At 72.6% G+C, this 18238-nt stretch carries 13 protein-coding genes; 7 read left to right on the top strand and 6 right to left on the bottom strand.

What is annotated here, in order from left to right; translation table 11 throughout:
- Position 1: 1 nt before the first annotated feature.
- The gene (locus QPJ90_RS17175; RefSeq protein WP_290132342.1) at positions 2 to 3475 is read left to right on the top strand and encodes an error-prone DNA polymerase; all 3474 of its coding nucleotides are present in this window, start codon (positions 2 to 4) and stop codon (positions 3473 to 3475) included.
- A gap of 16 nt (positions 3476 to 3491) precedes the next feature.
- Here the strand turns inward: QPJ90_RS17175 and QPJ90_RS17170 are convergent, their stop codons facing one another.
- Both QPJ90_RS17170 and QPJ90_RS17165 read right to left on the bottom strand, forming a co-directional pair.
- Entirely contained in the window at positions 3492 to 5009 is a 1518-nt protein-coding gene (locus QPJ90_RS17170) for a HAMP domain-containing sensor histidine kinase (protein ID WP_290132341.1), read from the bottom strand.
- The gene (locus tag QPJ90_RS17165) at positions 5006 to 5683 is read right to left on the bottom strand and encodes a response regulator transcription factor (RefSeq protein WP_058724844.1); all 678 of its coding nucleotides are present in this window, start codon (positions 5681 to 5683) and stop codon (positions 5006 to 5008) included. Before QPJ90_RS17165 ends, QPJ90_RS17170 begins: the two co-directional genes overlap by 4 nt.
- A 209-nt stretch (positions 5684 to 5892) precedes the next feature.
- Here QPJ90_RS17165 and QPJ90_RS17160 point away from each other — a divergent pair, with 209 nt between their 5' ends.
- Complete coding sequence (locus QPJ90_RS17160; RefSeq protein ID WP_290132340.1) at positions 5893 to 6216, top strand: hypothetical protein; 324 nt, start codon at positions 5893 to 5895, stop codon at positions 6214 to 6216.
- 235 nt (positions 6217 to 6451) lie between these two features.
- On the opposite strand, the gene QPJ90_RS17155 is transcribed toward QPJ90_RS17160, so the two are convergent.
- A complete protein-coding gene (locus QPJ90_RS17155) occupies positions 6452 to 7483 on the bottom strand; it encodes an aromatic acid exporter family protein (protein ID WP_290132339.1) in 1032 nt (343 codons plus the stop codon).
- An 80-nt stretch (positions 7484 to 7563) separates the two neighbouring features.
- Here QPJ90_RS17155 and QPJ90_RS17150 point away from each other — a divergent pair, with 80 nt between their 5' ends.
- Entirely contained in the window at positions 7564 to 8808 is a 1245-nt protein-coding gene (locus tag QPJ90_RS17150) for an aminoglycoside phosphotransferase family protein (RefSeq protein ID WP_290132338.1), read from the top strand.
- Between the two features lie 510 nt (positions 8809 to 9318).
- The gene (locus QPJ90_RS17145; protein WP_290132337.1) at positions 9319 to 11454 is read left to right on the top strand and encodes an SNF2-related protein; all 2136 of its coding nucleotides are present in this window, start codon (positions 9319 to 9321) and stop codon (positions 11452 to 11454) included.
- A gap of 80 nt (positions 11455 to 11534) precedes the next feature.
- Here the strand turns inward: QPJ90_RS17145 and QPJ90_RS17140 are convergent, their stop codons facing one another.
- Positions 11535 to 11807: a mycoredoxin gene (locus tag QPJ90_RS17140; RefSeq protein ID WP_290132336.1), complete on the bottom strand. Its 273-nt coding sequence runs from the start codon at positions 11805 to 11807 to the stop codon at positions 11535 to 11537.
- Positions 11808 to 11896: 89 nt separating this feature from the next.
- Between QPJ90_RS17140 and QPJ90_RS17135 the strand changes: the two genes are divergently transcribed.
- From QPJ90_RS17135 to QPJ90_RS17125, 3 genes are read left to right on the top strand one after another with little or no spacing between them, the layout of a single operon-like run.
- A complete protein-coding gene (locus QPJ90_RS17135; RefSeq protein ID WP_290132335.1) occupies positions 11897 to 12235 on the top strand; it encodes a helix-turn-helix transcriptional regulator in 339 nt (112 codons plus the stop codon).
- Positions 12232 to 13044 carry a hypothetical protein gene (locus QPJ90_RS17130; protein ID WP_290132334.1) on the top strand — a complete coding sequence of 271 codons (813 nt, stop codon included), beginning with the start codon at positions 12232 to 12234 and terminating at the stop codon, positions 13042 to 13044. Before QPJ90_RS17135 ends, QPJ90_RS17130 begins: the two co-directional genes overlap by 4 nt.
- Positions 13041 to 14582: a CYTH domain-containing protein gene (locus QPJ90_RS17125; RefSeq protein WP_290132333.1), complete on the top strand. Its 1542-nt coding sequence runs from the start codon at positions 13041 to 13043 to the stop codon at positions 14580 to 14582. Before QPJ90_RS17130 ends, QPJ90_RS17125 begins: the two co-directional genes overlap by 4 nt.
- Positions 14583 to 14662: 80 nt before the next feature.
- Here the strand turns inward: QPJ90_RS17125 and QPJ90_RS17120 are convergent, their stop codons facing one another.
- The gene (locus tag QPJ90_RS17120; protein ID WP_290132332.1) at positions 14663 to 16846 is read right to left on the bottom strand and encodes a S9 family peptidase; all 2184 of its coding nucleotides are present in this window, start codon (positions 16844 to 16846) and stop codon (positions 14663 to 14665) included.
- A gap of 121 nt (positions 16847 to 16967) precedes the next feature.
- Positions 16968 to 18209, bottom strand: a complete 1242-nt coding sequence (locus QPJ90_RS17115; protein WP_290132331.1) for a Fic family protein — start codon at positions 18207 to 18209, stop codon at positions 16968 to 16970.
- Positions 18210 to 18238: the final 29 nt, after the last annotated feature.

The following is an 18238-nucleotide window of genomic DNA, read 5'->3' as shown; positions in this document are numbered from 1 at the left end:
GATGGGCTACAGCAACCCCCCGATCCCGTGGTCGCAGTTCGAGCGTGCCCTGTCCGACCGTCGCAGTCCGGGCAGCACGCACGCCGGCGACGGTGGTGACAGTCCCGCCTGGTCGCGGAAGCGCGAGAAGTACGTGCCGCCGTCGCTCCGACGCGACGACTCCGGCCCCGTCGTGCCCTACGCCGAGCTGCACGCGCACTCGACGTTCAGCTTCCTCGACGGCGCGAGCTCGCCCGAGGAGCTCTTCGAGGAGGCCGCACGACTGCGCCTGCACGGCCTCGCACTGACCGACCACGACGGCTTCTACGGCGTCGCCCGGATGGCCGAGGCCGCCGAGTCCTACCCGGGGCTCGCGACCGTCTACGGCACCGAGCTGTCGCTCGGGCTCACCGAGCCGCAGAACGGCGTCCCCGACCCCGAGGGAACGCACCTGCTGCTCCTCGCCGACGGGCAGGACGGCTACCACCGGATGGCCGGGGCGGTGACGAACGCCCACCTGGCCGCCGGCGCCGAGAAGGGTCGGCCGCAGTACGACCTCGACGACCTCGCGGAGCGGGCCGGCGGCCACTGGCGGGTGCTCACCGGCTGCCGCAAGGGTGCCGTGCGGCAGGCGCTCGAGCGCGGTGGCGAGTCCGAGGCCGAGGCAGCCCTGCGCCTCCTGCTCGACCGGTTCGGCACCGACCACGTCGTGGTGGAGCTCACCGACCAGGGCGACCCGGTGGACTCCGCCCGGAACGACGTCCTCGCCGCGCTCGCCGCTCGGCACGCCCTGCCCGTCGTGGCGACGGGCAACGTCCACTACGCGACCCCGGCCCGGTTCCCCGTGGCCTCGGCACTCGCGGCGGTACGGGCACGACGGAGCCTCGACGAGATCGACGGCTGGCTGCCGGCGGCCGACACGGCGTACCTGCGCTCGGGGGCCGAGATGGCCAGACGCTTCGCCCGGTGGCCGGGTGCCGTCGAGTACAGCGTGACCCTCGCCGACGAGCTCGGGTTCACGCTGAAGACCGCGCGGCCCGGTCTGCCGAAGCTCGACGTCCCGGAGGGGCACACCACCATGTCCTGGCTCCGCGAGCTCACGTGGGAGGGCGCCCGGCGGTTCTACCCGGGCAGCGACGACGGGGTCGACCCCGCGAAGCGGACCCGCATCGAACGCGAGCTCGCCGTCATCGAGGACAAGGACTTCCCGGGGTACTTCCTCATCGTCCGCGACATGGTGCAGTTCGCCCGGCAGCGGGGGATCCTCTGCCAGGGCCGGGGCTCCGCCGCCAACTCCGCCGTCTGCTACCTGCTCGAGATCACCGCCGTCGACTCGATCCGGTACGGGTTGCCGTTCGAGCGGTTCCTGTCGGCCCTGCGCGACGAGGAGCCCGACATCGACGTCGACTTCGACTCGGACCGTCGTGAAGAGGTCATCCAGTACGTCTACGAGAAGTACGGCCGGTTCAACGCGGCACAGGTCGCGAACGTCATCACCTACCGGCCGAAGGGTGCCGTGCGTGACATGGCGAAGGCGTTCGGGCACAGCCCCGGGCAACAGGACGCCTGGTCGAAGCAGGTCGAACGGTGGGGGTCGGTGACCGAGAGCCAGGACCACGACATCCCCGCGCCCGTGGTGGACATGGCGCAGCAGGTGCTCGGGTTCCCACGGCACCTCGGCATCCACTCGGGCGGCATGGTGCTCACCGACCGACCGGTGGGCGAGGTCGTCCCGATCGAGCACGCCCGGATGGACGGCCGGACCGTGCTGCAGTGGGACAAGGACGACTGCGCCTACATGGGGCTCGTGAAGTTCGACATGCTCGGGCTGGGGATGCTCGCCGCACTCCAGTACGCGTTCGACCTCGCCGCGGAGCACTGCGGGGAGCGGTGGGACATGCACACCATCCCGAAGGAGGAACCGGGCGTCTACGACCAGCTCTGCCGCGCCGACACCATCGGGGTGTTCCAGGTCGAGTCCCGCGCGCAGATGGGGTCGCTGCCGCGGCTGCTGCCCCGCGAGTTCTACGACCTCGTCATCGCGGTCGCGCTCGTGCGTCCCGGGCCGATCCAGGGCGGCGCCGTGCACCCGTACATCCGCCGCCGGACCGGTGCCGAGGAGATCACCTACCCGCACCCGCTGCTCGAACCCGTGCTCGCCCGGACCAAGGGCGTCCCGCTGTTCCAGGAGCAGCTCATGCAGATGGCGGTGGTCGTCGGCGGGTGCACGGGCGACGACGCCGACCTCCTCCGTCGGGCGATGGGGTCGAAGCGCGGACACGAGAAGATCGAACGGCTGCGCGAGAAGCTCTACGAGGGCATGGCGCGCAACGACATCCACGGTGCCGACGCCGACGCGATCTACGCCAAGATCCAGGCGTTCGCGAACTTCGGCTTCGCCGAGAGCCACTCGATCAGCTTCGCGCTCATCGTCTACGCCAGTGCCTGGATGCGGTTGCACTACCCCGGGGTGTTCCTCGCGGCGCTGCTCCGGGCGCAGCCGATGGGGTTCTACTCCCCGCAGACCCTCGTGGCGGATGCCCGACGACATGGCGTGCGGGTGCTCCGGCCGGACATCCTGCGGTCGGAGGTCGACGCCACGATGGAGCCGCTCGCCGGTGCCGGTGCCGGTGCCGGAGCAGGTGTCGGTGCCGGAGCGGGTGTCGGTGCCGGTCCCGACGGGCCGGTGACGACCGGCGACGACGGGTGCCTGGCCGAGGAGCAGCCCGAGGTGCCGCCGTTCGACCGCTCGGTGCCGGACGACACCGCCCGGCACCGCCGCGACGGTGCGTTCGCCGTCCGGCTCGGGCTCGCCGAGGTGACCTCCCTCGGCCGCCGCAGCGCGGAGCGGATCGTCGCCGAGCGTCGGGCGAACGGCCCCTTCACCGACATGTCCGACCTCGCCCGCCGGGTCGGGCTGACGACGGCGCAGCTCGAGGCGCTCGCAGCGGCGGACGCGTTCGCCTCCCTCGGCGAGGACCGCCGCAGCGGGATCTGGTCAGCCGGGCAGGCGGCCGGGGAGCGTCCCGACCAGCTGCCCGGCACGCAGGTGGTCGTGCAGCCACCGCTGTTCGGGCAGATGACGAGCGGGGACGTCCTCATCGCGGACATGTGGTCGACGGGGATGACGACCGACGACCACCCCGTCCGGCACGTCCGAGCGGTGCTCGAGCGCCGGGGCGTGCTGAGCGTCGCGGACACCATGACGGCGGAGAACGGCCGGCGGATCGAGGTCGGTGGGATCGTCACCCACCGGCAGCGTCCGGCGACGGCATCGGGCATCACGTTCATGAACGTCGAGGACGAGACCGGGCTCGTGAACGTGATCTGCAGCGTCGGGGTGTGGGGGCGCTACCGCCGCACCGCTCGCGAGTCGCCCGCGGTGATCGTGCGGGGGATCCTCGAACGGTCGGACGAGGGCGTGGTGAACGTGGTGGCGGACCGGATGGAGCACCTGCCGTTGGCGGTGCGGACCCGGTCGCGGGACTTCCAGTGACCGGAGTGCCGGGTCGCTACCGGGCCTCGGGGATCCGGATGGTGACCTCGAGGCCACCGGACCGGACGTTGCGGAGGGATGCCGTGCCTCCCGCGCGTTCCGCGACCGCCCGGACGATCGCGAGCCCGAGTCCGGAGCCACCGGGCATGGTGATCGCGCCCGTGGCGGGGTCCGGGTTCGGCCGTGACTTGCGGGCTTCGTCCGGTCGCGTGAACCGGTCGAAGGCCACCGGGATGAACGACTCCGGGACGCCGGGGCCGTCGTCCGTGATCTGCAGGACGCCCTCGCCGTCGGCGCTCCGCCAGGAGACGAAGATCCCGCCGCCACGGGGGAGCGCCGCGACCGCGTTGCCCGCGACGTTCGTGACGAGCTGCGCCATCCCGCCGGTGTCGAGCCGGTACCGCGGCTCCACCGTGCCGCCACCGATGCCCGGGCCGGAGCCACCCACGGCGACGGGGGGCTCGAGGTCGAAGTCGACCGTGATGTCCTTCCCCGAGGCGATGAGCCGGACGCGGTCGACGGCGGCCATCACCTCGTCGCCGAGGTCCGACCAGCCCGTCGTGGGCTGCTCGGCGCCGTCCTGCTCCCGGCGCTCCGACTCCTCGATGCGGGAGAGCGCGAGCAGGTCGTTCGCGAGTCGCGACAGGCGGGCGACGCTGTGCTTGGCGCGCTCGATGTGGGCCGCCAAGGCGGTCGCGTCGTCGCCGTCCAGCGATGCCAGGTCGAGTTGGGTCGTCAGGATCGCGAGCGGCGTGCGGAGCTCGTGGCTCGCGTCACTGACCATCTGGCGTTCGCGCTCCGTGGCCTGCCGGGTGCGGGCGAGGAAGGCGTTGAGGGTGGTGGCGAGCGACGCGAGTTCGTCCTGCGCCGGGCCGACCGGCAGTTCGGCGCGCTCCGGGGCGACCGAGAGCCGCTCGGCCTCGCGCCGCATCCGGTTCACCGGACGGAGCGCCGTCGTCGCCAGCACCCACGACGCGACACCGAACGCGATGAGGATCGCCAGGCCGGTGAGGGACAGGGTCGTGGTGAGGTCGTCGACGACGAGGGCCTCGGCCTGCGAGTTGCGTGCCGCGACGACGGTCCACCGGCCGGCGCGGTTGACGGGGTGTTCGACGACGACCCGGTACTGCGAGCTCGCGACGTCGATCACGCGCGTGCCGGCCTGTTCCTCGGCGAGGCTGCCGAGTGCTCGCTCCAGACGGCCCGGCATGGTCGAGAGCACGATGTCGCCCGAGGGGGAGACCACCGCGACGAGTTGGGCGTTCCCGGGCTGCGAGAGGTCCGGGTCGCTGTCGACCTCGAGCGTCGCGACGTACGGATCGGCATCGGCGTCGAGCAGCGTCCGGGTGGCGCTCGCGACCACGCTGACGACCTGGAAGCGCATGACGAGCACGAGCAGGACGATCACCACCGCCGCGATCGCCGTCGACCCGATCGTGATCCGGGCCCGCAGCGAGAGCAGTCGGAGCGGGCGCACGAAGCCCCGGCGTCCGGTCGGCGCGTCCGACCGTCCGTCCGGGGTCGTGGTGCTCACGCTCCGACGAGGTCGAGACGGTAGCCGCGTCCGCGGACCGTCGAGATCGCCACGGTGGCCTCGTGCGCGGTCAACTTCTTGCGGAGGTACGAGATGTACTGCTCCACGACGTTGGGGTCGACGTGCTGCGAGCCGTCCCAGACCTCCTCGAGGATCTTCGGACGGTCGACGACGCTGCCCACCGACCGCGCGAGCAGGCGCAGGAGCGCGAACTCGGTCGGGCTCATCGCCACGCGCTGGCCCTTGATCGCGACGCGACGCGCCTCGGAGTCGATCGCCACGTCACCGACCTCGATCGTGCGGGGCGCGCCGGCGGTCTCGCGGCGGCCGAGCGCGCGGAGCCGGGCGGTGAGCTCGGCGAAGGCGAAGGGCTTCGTGAGGTAGTCGTCCGCGCCGGCGTCGAGACCGAACACGCGGTCGTCGACGGCATCACGCGCGGTGACCAGCAGGATGCGCACGGGGTCCTCCCGCTCGCGGATCCGTCGGGCGAGCTCGAAGCCGGACATGCCCGGCATCATGACGTCGACGACCGCCAGGTCGAACGACTGCTCCCCGAGTGCGATGAGCGCCTCGACACCGTTCTCGACCGCGACCACGCGGTACCCCTCGGCAGCGAGTCCGCGTTCCATGAGGGCGCGCATCTCGTCGTCGTCCTCGACCACCAACAACCGCATAGTGGACCTCCTCGACCCCATCGTGGCATCGAACCTGTACGCGCGGGAGATCCCTGCGCCGATCCGGCTGAATCTCGTCACAGAACAGTCCGGCAGTAGAACGTTCTGTCCCGCGTTCGAGGGACATGAGGACTGCTCTCTTCATTGCTAGAGTGCGATCGGACCGAGCGCGCCCGACGCTGGGTCCGCACGGGGGCACCACCATGACCATGACCGAGACGCCGGACCACCCGGCGATCATCCGGCTCCGGATCGAACTCGACGCAGCGTGGAAGAGCGTCTGCGCGCTCGAGGGCCTCGCGGACGACCGCCGGGGGAGGGTCGTCGCGGAACTCCGGACGGCCGTGCCCGACGTGGCGAGCCGCGCGGCGCTCGAGGCCGGGACGGACGCGGCGGTCGCGGAGATCAGCCGCTTCGCGGAGGCCGAGGTCGTCCGGGTCGACGTGTTCGACGCGGGTGCCGTCGTGCCGTCGAGCGTCCTCTGGGACGACATCGTGCACACCGCCGCCGAGGCCGCCGTCGCCCGACGCTGACCCGGTGCCCGGTGCCCGGTGCCCGGTGCCCGGTGCCGCGAGACTCGCGCTGCGCGACACTCCTCGCGGCCCGGAGCGCGAGAACCGTCGCCGCACGCGAGACTCGGCCCCGCGAAGCGGCGCACGCCCCACCTCACGCGAGACTCGGCCCCGCGAAGCGGCGCACGCCCCGCCTCACGCGAGACTCGGCCCCGCGAAGCGGCGCCGACCCCGCGAAGCGCCCCGCGCCGCAGCGTCAGTCGTCCTCTCCGAGGAGCTCCTCGCGCACGCGCCGGATGTCCTCGAGCAACGCCCCGATCAGGATCCAGTGCTGCGAGTTCGGCCGCAGCACCTCGAGCGGCGCCGTCAACGCCGGCTCCTCCACGACGGGCAGCTCGCTCGCCTCGACCCGCTGGCTGAGCGCCCGGACGTCCGACCCGATCCGCGCGACCTCGGTGGCGATCCGCCCGACGACCGGATCGGCCACGAGGTCCGGCCCGGTGTTGTCCTGGATCGCCCGCGTCATGCCGGTGACCCGGGTGACGAGTACCCGCAGGTGCTCCGCGACCGCGGCGTCCCGGTCGAGGACGTCCCGGTGCCGACTCCGCCGCGGGTTCATCGTGAGGGACTCGCGCGCGGCCCCGATCGACGCCTCGGCGCGGAGGTGCTGGGACCGCAGGGCGCGGGCCTGCAGCAGCGCTTCGTGCCACCGGTCGTGGTCCCACCCCTCGGTGAGCCCGACCGCGATCCGTTCGAACGCTGCCGCGGTGTCGCGCGCGAGCCGGGCGACCGCGAGGTGCGCGGGTTCGAGCAGCACCGGCGGTACGAGCGCGGCGTTCACCACGAGGGCGACGACCGCGCCGACGACGGTCTCGAGGATGCGGTCGGCCGAGTAGTTCGGCGTGACGACACCCGCGGTCAGCACGAGCATGCCGCTGATGCCGACCTGGGTCGCGGACGTCGGGGTCAGACGCAGCGCCCAGGCGATGAGGATCGCGAGCACGACGACGAGCAGCACCACCCAGACGCTGTCCCCGAGCAGCAGGTGCACCCCGGTCGCGAGGACGACGCCGAGCACGACGCCGGCGCTCCGCTCGAGTCCCTTCACGAAGGACTGGTTGATGCTCGGCTGGACGACGAGCAGCGCGGCGATCGCGGCGAAGGTCGGGAACGGCCCCTGGATGAGCAGTCGGCACAGGAGCACCGCCGCGACCACCGCGACCGCGGTCTTCACGACCTGCAGGAAGGGGGTGCGGCTGGAGCTGCGGAGCCTCGCGACCGGGTTCACGTCACACACGGTAGCCACGAGCCGCACGACGGGCCGTGCACGAACGCGACGAAACCGCGCGGACACGGTTGACTGATCCCGTGTGGCCCAACCACGAGCGCGTCATCCCGCAGGCCTTCGCCGGCTCCGGGACCTCCGTCGTGGCCGCGCGCGCCCACTCGGTCGAGCCCTCGGGCAACGGCTACCTCTACGGCTACGAGGTCGACACGGTCGACCGCGGAGGGCAGCGGGCGACGGTGCTGACGTACGTCGACACCGGCGGCACCCACGACCAGAACAGCGCGATCGTCACGGACCCCGCCACCGGGGAGCCGGTCTCGGTGTGGGCCTACCCGAACGACCCCGGCCTGCCGGTCCTGCCGCAGGTGACGTACCGCGACGCCGTCGCCGAACTCCTCACCACGCTCGGCATGCCGGTCACCGACCCGACGCTGACGGTCGCCGCGTACCGACCCGGCAAGCGCGCCGTGGTCCGCGTCGACGCCCCCGAGGGCACGGTGTTCCTCAAGGTCGTCCGTCCGCACCGCGTCGCGCCGATCGTGCGGTCGCACGAACAGTTCGTCGCGGCCGGCCTCCCGGTGCCGCGCGTGCTGTCGAGCCGCGGCGACGGGCTGCTCGTGCTCGAACGCATCCGCGGGGTCCCGGCGGGCAGCCGCATCCTCGACATCGCCGACGACCCGCGCTTCGTGGCGTCGCTCGCCGCGCTCTCCGGGCGGATCGCCACGGTCCCGATGACCCAGCAGGCCCGAGCGGACGCCATGGACCACGCGGACTGGCACCGTCGCACGCTGGTCGCCGCGCTGCCGCAGGACGCCGAGGAGATCGACCGGCTGTACGACGCGATCGGCCGGCGCTCGATCGGGTGGACGAGCGGCACGAAGCAGGTCGTACACGGTGACCTCCACCTCGAGCAGGTCTTCGTCGACGAGGACGAGCCCTGGCGCATCTCCGGCCTCCTCGACATCGACACCGCGGGTTGGGGCTACCCGGTCCGCGACGTGGGCGCCGTGGTCGCACACCTGGTGGTCACCGGGCTCTGGCACCGGTCCCGCGGCGACGCCGACCGCGGTGCGGCGGCGGAACGGCTCGCGGACGCGATCGCCCGCGACTGGGTCACACGGAACCCCGCCGAGGCCGACCGCATCGGTCCCGCGATCGGCGCGCAGCTGCTCGCGCACGCGGGCGGTCAGGCGACGACCGGCTCCGCGACCGGCATCGCCACGGCGGAGCAGCTGCTCGCGGCGACGCGCGCCGCGCTCGCCGAGGCGACCCCCGTCGCCCCGTCCGACGGCGTCGTCCGTCCGCGCTCCGCACCGCGGGTCTGACGCCGGTCCGCCGGTCCCGCACCGTGCCTCCCGGCCGGCTCCGCCGCGCAGATCCCGAGGCGGTCCGGCGGGCGTGCACCGCGCCTCCCGGCCGGGTGACGATCACACGGCCTGGAGGCACGACGCGCGCGGGCAACGCCGACTCGCCTCCGTCGGTGGTCGGGGAGTAAACTGAACGTGCACGCACCGCGTGCCCGCGCGTCCCGTCGCATCCAGACAGGACCGGTCTGCCGCTTGGCGGACGCGGGCGCCGGATCCGTGGCCGCTCCGAGGGGGCGTCACGTGCGTGTGACGGCGCCGGATCCCGGCGCGGGCCGTCACGCGGTCACCCGAGGGGTGGCCGCAGGCACCCGCGTGGAACCGACCGCGGACGCTCCTGGAGCGTGGCGGCGGGGGACCGGCGGACGACGGGCCACGGTGGCCCGGATGTGCCGGGACCACCTGGGCCCGGACGGAGACTTCCGCCGATCGGCGGCTCGCCCGTGACGAACGGGCGGAACAGGAGGAGCGTTGGCTCGATCAGGCACCCGGCGTGCTGCCGGCGGGACGCGGACCGCGTCGCGCCGCACCAGGCCGCTCGACAACGACGGCGTCATCCCCGTCCTCGCCCGCGCCGTCCGCGAGGTCGAGGCGGCGGCCCAGCGCGGACCGCTCAAGGCGTCGAACCGCTCGAAGTTCCAGGCGGTCGCCCTGCTCATGCGCGAGGAACGTGCACGGGTCAAGGCGGACACGGACCTCACCGACGCCCAGCGGGCCGAGCAGCTCAAGCGGCTGGACGGCGTGGCGACGATCCTCGCGAAGACGGCGGCGCGCGACACGAGCGTGATCCAGCTCCTGACCGAGGAGGCCTCCGTCAGCGAGGCCACCCGGACGGTCAAGCGCGACATGATGATCGCCGGTGGCATGGAGCTCCAGCCCGAGGACCTCGTCATCGCGGCGGAGCCGTCGCCGACCGTCGAGACGCCCGTGCGCTCGGTCGTGCCGCAGGCCGTCGTGCAGCGACAGCTCGCGAACCCGTTCCTCGCGCCCGACTTCGCGCTCGCCGACCAGCCCGTCGCGCACCCGCGTCGACTGGCGAACTGGGAGCTGTTCGGCCCGCTGTTCAAGTCGTTCGAGTACGGCGCGGGCGGAGGAGCGGCGTCGATGCCGCTGCCGGAGCCCACGACCCTGCACTCGAAGTCCGGCACGACGCTCATGAAGCACCAGGCCGAGCTCGTCGCTGCCGCGTCGCACGGGCACCGCACGTTCCTGCTCGCCGACGAGCCCGGTCTCGGCAAGACCGCCCAGTCGCTCCTCGCCGCCGAGGCCGCGAACGCGTTCCCGCTGCTCGTGGTCGTCCCGAACGTCGTCAAGACGAACTGGGCACGTGAGGCCGCTCGCTGGGTCCCGAACCGGACCGCGACCGTCATCCACGGCGACGGCGACGACCTCGACGGGTTCGCCGACATCGTCATCGTGAACTACGAGATCCTCGACCGGCACGTCGGCTGGCTCGGGTCCTTCGGGTTCAAGGGCATGGTCGTCGACGAGGCACACTTCATCAAGAACAAGGACTCGCAGCGGTCCCGGTTCGTGCTGCAGCTCGCCGAGAAGATCCGCTCTCGGGTGGCCGCGCCGCTGCTCATGGCACTGACCGGTACCCCGCTCATCAACTCCGTCGAGGACTTCCGCACCATCTGGGAGTTCCTCGGCTGGATCGACGACAAGAAGCCGCGCGCGAAGCTCATGAACGAGCTCGAGGAGATCGGTCTCACGCCGGCCGACCAGGGCTTCTTCACCGAGGCTCGGAAGGCCGTCATCGACCTCGGCATCGTCCGGCGTCGCAAGGTCGACGTCGCCGCGGACATCCCCGCCCGTCGCATCGCCGACATCCCGGTGGAGCTCGACGGCGACGAGGGCCGCTCGATCCGCGACGCCGAGCGCGAGCTCACCGCGAAGCTCGTCCGCCGCTACCACCAGGCGCTCGACGCCCGCACCGGGCAGGACCCGGTCGTCGGCATCGACCACAAGCTCGTCCGCCAGGTCGCGCGGTGGGAGCTCGAGGACCAGGACGCCTCGTCGACCGGCGAGAACGTGTTCTCGATGGTGCGGCGGATCGGCCGCGCCAAGGCACAGCTCGCCGCCGACTACGCCGCGCAGCTCGCGTCGAACGTCGGCAAGGTCGTGTTCTTCGCGAAGCACCTCGACGTGATGGACCAGGCGGAGGAGGTCTTCGCCCGCCGCGGTCTGCGCACCGCCACGATCCGCGGCGACCAGACCCCGACGCAGCGGACCGCCGAGATCGACTCGTTCGTGAACGACCCCGACGTCGCCGTCATCGTGTGCTCGCTCACCGCGGCGGGCGTCGGCCTGAACCTGCAGGTCGCGTCCAACGTGGTGCTGGCCGAGCTGTCGTGGACGAGCGCCGAGCAGACGCAGGCGATCGACCGCGTGCACCGCATCGGGCAGGAGGAGCCGGTCACCGCGTGGCGGATCATCGCCGCACAGACGATCGACACGAAGATCGCGGACCTCATCGACTCGAAGGCGTCGCTGGCCGCACGGGCGCTCGACGGCTCGGACGAGGAGATCGTCGACTCGGGCGACATCCAGCTCGACGCGATGGCGGCGCTGCTCACCGAGGCGCTGGAGCGCGGGGCGCGGTAGCGCTCGGCGCGGCAGAACCACGAAACGGACACAGCACCACGGTTCCCCGTGGTGCTGTGTCCGTTTCGTGGTGTTGCGCGTCAGACGCGCGACTGGACCTCGGCGAGGGAGGGGTTCGTCGCGGTGCTGCCGTCCGGGAACACGAGCGTCGGCACGGTCTGGTTGCCGCCGTTCACCTCGGCGACGAGCTCAGCGGTGCCCGGGGTCTGCTCGATGTCGACCTCGCGGAAGGGCACGCCCGCCTTCGTCATCTGGTTCTTCAGCCGGGCGCAGTAGCCGCACCAGCTCGTCGTGAACATCGTGACGCCGCCGGCATCGGGCACGAACTGGTCACGGGTGATCGTCTCGCTCATGCGCTCAGGGTAACCCGGCTGTCTGGGCGCGGCGTGCCGCTTGTCCTACATAGCTTGACGTGCTTGTTCTACATAGGTAGGTTCGCATTATGGAACCGATCAAGCGCGTGACCGCTCCCACGCTCGACGTCCTCGACGCGTTGCTCGCCGCGGACGGGCCGACCTGGGGACTGCTCGTCATCAAGGCGACCGGGCGCCAGGCGGGCACCGTGTACCCGATCCTCGAGCGACTCGAACAACTCGGGTGGATCCGCTCGAGCTGGGACGACGACGCCGAACGGTCCGGACCACGCCGACGGCTCTACGAGTTCACCGGGGACGGAGCGGTCGCGGCGCGCGAGCTCGTCGACGCCCGTGCCGACGCCGCCCGTGCCGCCGCACGCTCCACGGGTGCCGCCCGTCCGACGAACCGGCCGGTGGCGTCGTGAGCGCGCTCGACCGCGCGCTCGTCGCCGCCGCCGTCGCGATGACGCCGGCCGCACACCGGGAAAATCGCCGAGAGCAGTGGTCCGCCGACGTGCAGGGCGCCGCCGAACTCGACCTCTCGCCGACCGCGCTCGCGTTCGGTGCCTTCACCACGGCGGTGTTCCACCGCCGTGCCGACCGTCGCACCACCTGGGGGACCGCCATGACCGCAGCTCCGCTCGACGTCCGTCCCGAACCGCACCGCATCCGGACCCTGCCCGTCCTCGTGTCCGTTGCGATCGTGTCGTTGCTCGCCTCCGGCGTGTGGTTGCTCCTGCAGACGAACTCCGCGTCGTGGACCGAGCGCGTCGTCGGGACGCTCGCGGGGGAGACGCTCGTGCACGTCGTCCCCGGTGTCGCCGTCGCGCTGGCGATCCTCGTGCTGCCGGTGAGCGTTCCTCGACGGTGGATCGGGGCGAGCACGGTCCTCGCGGCGACCGTGGTGGTGGTCCTCCTCCCGTTCCTCTCGTCGGTCGGGCCGATCCCGTTCGAGTTCTCCCTGCTCCTGACGCTCCTGCCCCTCGTCGGATGGTTCGTCGCGACGAGCACGCCCTGGCCGGCCTGGACGCTCGCCGCCCTCCCGATGGTCCTCACGTACGCGGAGCACACCGGGGCGCTGTGGGCACTGCTCCCTGCCGAGTGGAACCCGATCCTCGTCGGGGTCCCGTACCTCGCGCTCATCCTGGCGGGCTTCGTCGCCAGCCGGTTCTCCACAGATCGGCGGCGACGGTTCGTGGCACCCGAGCGAGCCCTGGTAGACAAGAGCGCGTGAGTGACACGCACCTCGAGATCGAGCGCACCTACGACCTGCCCGAGGGCGGCGACCTGCCCGACCTGATCGGCGTCGGGGGCATCCTGCAGCCCGACCGGCAGGAGCCGTTCGAGCTCGATGCCACCTACTGGGACACCGAGCGGTACGACCTCGTGGCCGCACGGGTGACCGTCCGCCGCCGCACCGGTGGTGTCGACGCCGGCTGGCACATCAAGCGCGCGGCCTCCGACACCGTCCGGCACGAGCAGCACTTCCCGCTCACCGATGACGCCGACACCGTTCCTGACGAGGTCCTCGCCGCACTCTTCACCGAGCGCCGGGGTCGTGGCCTGCGTCCGGTCGTCCGGATCACCACCACCCGCACCGTCACACGGCTCCTCGACGAGGACGGCGACCAGATCGCGGAGCTCGCCGACGACACCGTCCGCGCGCAGCGCCTCGACGACGACGCCCCCGAGACGCCGCGCACCTGGCGCGAGGTCGAGGTCGAGACCGTCGGCGGCGTCGACGAGCAGATCGCGCACGAGCTCTTCGCCGCCCTCGACGGACGCTTCGCGGCCGTGGGGGCCGGCCCCGCCGCCGTCTCGTCCAAGCTGGCACGTGGGCTGGCCGGCGCACCGGCACCGCGCCTCCAGACCGGCGACAAGCCCGAGAAGGGCACCGCCGCCCGCGCGCTCACGAAGCGTCTGCGGAAGCTGCGCGCATCGCTGCTCGAGCAGCAGGCCGACCTGCGCGACCAGTCGACCGCGCCGACCGTGGACCTCCGCGAGACCGCTTCCACCGCGCTCGGGATCGCCGCCGTCCTCGGCTCGTACCGACCGGCGTTCGCGCCGACCGAGGAGTTCGACCGCGCTGCCGAGGCGGCGGACGGCCTGGCCGTCGTGACCGCCCGAGCCGCGCTCGCCGAGTACCTCGTCGAGCGACTGCCCCGGGCATCCACCCCGGCGCAGGACGCCCTCGTCGACGCGATGACCCGCGAGCGGATCCTCGCCGCCACGCGCGAACGGCGCGCGCACGCGATCCGCGACGTCGTGTCGTTCCTGCACACCGAGCCGTTCCTCGAGCTGCTCGATGCGCTCGACGACGCCGTGGAACGGCCCGAACCGACCGCCTGGGCCCTGCGGTCCCCGAAGCACGTCGCACAGGACGTCTCGGCGATCGAGAAGCCGCGCGTGCGGGATCTCGTGCGAGACGCCGTCGCCGACGAGGACGCCGAGGTCGCCGTGATCGAGCGCGAGGCCGCTGCCCTCGCCGCGACCGAACTCGCGTGGACGGCGACGCTCCGCGCACGGATGGCGATGGACGTCCTCGGCGACGACGCGTTCCCGCACGCGCTGTGGAAGCGCATCGGCAACGCGGCCGAGGTCCTCACCGAGCGGGTCCGTTCCCTGCACGCGCTCGAGCAGCTGCGGGTGAACTCGGGGATCGCGGAGCGTGGTGGCGAGGGGACGTTCGGCTACGGCGTGCTCGCGGGAGACCGGGTGCGGCTCGCCGAGCAGTCCTACGACGAGGCGGTGCACACGCTCAACCGGGTGTGAGTGCCGTGCCGGCGACCCAGCCGCGCGGCTGGGTCGCCGGCACCGCGCTCAGCCGGCGCCGCGCTCAGTCGGCACCGCGCTCAGCCGGCGGCGATGGGGTCCGCGTCCGCCGCGGCCGGCGAGACCTCGGCCAGCCCGAGCGTGTCGAGCAGCCACGCGAGCTCGAACGCCCGCTCCTTCCACGACGCGTACCGGCCGCTCACACCGCCGTGCCCCGCAGCCATCTCGGTCTTCAGCAGCACCGGTGCGCCGACCTCACGCAGCCGTGCCGTCCACTTCGCGGGCTCGACGTAGAGCACCCGGGTGTCGTTGATCGACGTCACCGCGAGGATCTTCGGGTACTGCACGTCGTCGCGGACGTTCTCGTACGGCGAGTACTCGCTCATGTACCGGTACACCTCGGGGTCGTGCAGCGGGTCGCCCCACTCGTCCCACTCGATCACCGTGAGCGGCAGGTCCGGGTCGAGGATGCTCGTCAGTGCGTCGACGAACGGGACGGCCGCGAGGATGCCGGCGAACCGCTCGGGTGCGAGGTTCGCGACGGCGCCCATGAGGAGCCCACCGGCGCTGCCGCCCTCGGCGACGAGGCGCTCGGCCGACGTCCGCCCGCTGTCGATCAGGTGCGACGCGACCGCGACGAAGTCGGTGAAGGTGTTCTTCTTCGTGAGGGTCTTGCCGTCCTCGTACCAGTGCCGACCCATCTCGCCGCCGCCCCGGACGTGCGCCACGGCGAACACGACGCCGCGGTCGAGCATGCTCAGTCGCATGACGCTGAAGCCCGGGTCGATGGAGTGCTCGTACGAGCCGTAGCCGTAGAGGTGCAGTGGTGCGGGCTGCCCGGGGTCGACGGCGTCCCGGCGCCACACGAGCGAGATCGGCACGCGGGTGCCGTCCGCCGCGGTGGCCCAGTCGCGCTCCTGCACGTAGTCCGCAGGGTCGTACCCGCCGAGCACCGGCTGGCGCTTGAGGACGGTGACCTCGCCGCTCGCGAGGTCGAGGTCGCTCACCTCCGACGGGGTCACGAACGACGTGAAGCCGATCCGGAGCGTGGGCTGCTCCCACTCGGGGTTGCCGCCGAGTCCGGCGGAGAACAGGGCCTCGTCGAAGGGGACCTCGTGCGCGTCGCCGTAGCCGTCGTCCTCGATCGGGATGATCGCGACGCGGGGGAGCGCCTCGGACCGGTACTCGAGCGCGAGGTGCCCGGCGAAGGCGTCGACCGACTCGATCCGGCGCTCCGGGTGGTGGGCGACGACGACGCGGCGGTCCTGTTCGGAGGTCGGGTCGTCGGCGGGGACGTCGACCAGCTCGAAGTTCTCGGCGCCGTCGTTGTGCAGCACGAGGAACCGGTCGCTGCCGCCGACGATGGCGTGCTCGATCTCGTACTCGACGCCCTCGCGCCGCGGCCAGACGACCTGGAACTCGCCGGTCGGGTCCGCCGCGTCGAGGACGAGCGCCTCGGAGGTGATCTTCGACCCGAGCTCGATGACGATGTACTGCGACGACCGCGTGACGCCGACACCGACCCAGTACCGGTCGTCGGACTCCTCGAACACGACGACGTCCTCGGCGGCGGGCGCGCCGACGCTGTGCCGCCAGATGCGGTCCGGACGCCAGGAGTCGTCGACCGTCGGGTAGAAGACGAAGCGGCCGGAGGGGTCGAACGTGGCACCGGCACCGGTGTTCGGGATCTCGTCGCCGAGGTCCTCGCCCGTCGTCAGGTCGCGCACGTGCAGCGTGTAGCGCTCGTCACCGGCGACGTCGACGCCGTACAGCAGCCGGGTGCCGTCGTCGGAGATGTCGTAGGAGCCGAGCGAGAAGAAGTCGTGTCCCTCGGCGAGGACGTTGCCGTCGAGCACGACCTCCTCGCCAGGGAGCGTGCCGGGACCGCCGTCGGCAGGGGTCTCGATCGACGGCGGCGTCCAGTCGTCCGGACCGGCGATCGGCGCTCGGCACTGCACGCCGTACTGCGATCCCTCGGCCGTGCGGGTGAAGTACCACCAGCCGCCCATCCGCACGGGGACGGAGAGGTCGGTCTCCTGCACGCGGGCCTTGACCTCGCCGAAGATGCGGTCGCGCAGCGGTGCGAGGTGCGCCGTCGCCGCGTCGGTGTACGTGTTCTCGGCCTCGAGGTACGCGAGCGTGTCGGGGGACTCCTTGTCACGCAGCCACTCGTAGTCGTCGACGAAGTCGATGCCGTGGTGCGTCCGGGTGACCGGGCGCTTCGCGGCGGTGGGCGGGGTGGCCTGTTCGTGCTCGCTGCTCACCGCTCCACCCTATGCGCAGGCGCCCTCACACAGTCCGGCCCGAGAGCGCCGGCGCCGTCACGCAGCCCGGCCCGGCCGCGCCATCGCCGTCGCCCGGCCCGGCCCGAGAGCGCCGGCGCCGTCACGCAGCTCGGCCCGCCCGTGCGAGCACCGCGTCGGTGACCCGCGCGGTGAAGGCCTCGAACTCGGCAGCGACACCCTCGACCCGCCACACCCGTCGCCGGCGCCGTTCGGTCAGGGACCGGAGCACGCCGGCACCGCACAGACGCCGGACCACCGCGTCCACCCGGTCGTCGAGCAGACCGTCGAGCGTGTCCTCCGACACGGAGGACTCGCGCGCGAGCACGCCGACCAACGCCGGGGGCAGCCCGAGGGTGTCGAGCCACGCCCGGTGTTCCCGGAGCACCAACGCCGAGAGCGTCGCCTCGTCGCAGACGGTGCCGATCGCGATCGCGAGGTCGCGGACGAGGTCGTCCACGTCGCCGTCCCGGTACGCGGCGAGCCGGCCGAAGTACCGCGCACGCTCGGCCGCGAGCACCACGGCGACCGGAGCCTTCACCCGAATGCCCAGGCCCCGTCGGCGGAGGACCGCTGCGACGAGTGCACGACCGATCCGACCGTTGCCGTCGGTGAACGGGTGGATCGACTCGAACTGGGCGTGGGCGAGGGCGGCCTGCGCGATCGGGTGGAGGTCGTCACGGTGCACGAAGGCCAGCAGGTCCTCCATCAGCTCCGGGACCGCGGCGGCGGGCGGTGGGACGTACGTCGCCAGTCGAGGCGTCGGTCCACCGCCGATCCAGTTCTGGACGTCGCGGTACCGCCCGGCGTACCGGGCGTCCACCGGGTCGTCGGCCATGAGCGCCCGGTGGGCGGCGAGGAGTGCCGCTTCGGTGACCGCACCGTCCGCAGCGCTCGCCGCGAGGCGCTCGAGTGCCGCGCCGGCTCGTGCCACGGTCGTCGCGCTCGGGTTCGCCCGTCCGCCGACGGAGGCGCGCGCCAGGTCGTCGAGGGTCGCGTGCTCGTGCTCGATCCGCGACGAGGCCACGGCTTCCGTCCGGACCATGATCGACGACAGCCCGAAGAGGACGTGCCCGTGCTCGGCGTCGACGGTCCGCAGCGCGTGTGCTGCGTGTGCGAGGAGCTGTTCGGTGCCGGCATCGGGTGACCACTCCGCGGCGGCGATCCGCGGCGGCAGGGAGGCAGTGATCTCGCGCAGCATCCGGTCGGCCCTCGGCCCGCGCGCACTGCTCCGCCACGGCACGACGACCTGCGCGTGCGCGGGCCACCGCTGCAGGGGTGCGGACTCCGGCCGCGAGGGCGCGGACGATCCCGACCGGCGGGAGAGGGGGAGCGGATGGGGCACGGTCCGCACGGTACGACGGCGTGCGAGCC

It is taken from the genome of Curtobacterium sp. 458 (assembly GCF_030406605.1).
Taxonomy (GTDB): Bacteria; Actinomycetota; Actinomycetes; order Actinomycetales; family Microbacteriaceae; genus Curtobacterium.
The sequence above is the reverse complement of the archived record's forward strand: the minus strand, read 5'-3'. Positions and strand labels throughout refer to the sequence as shown.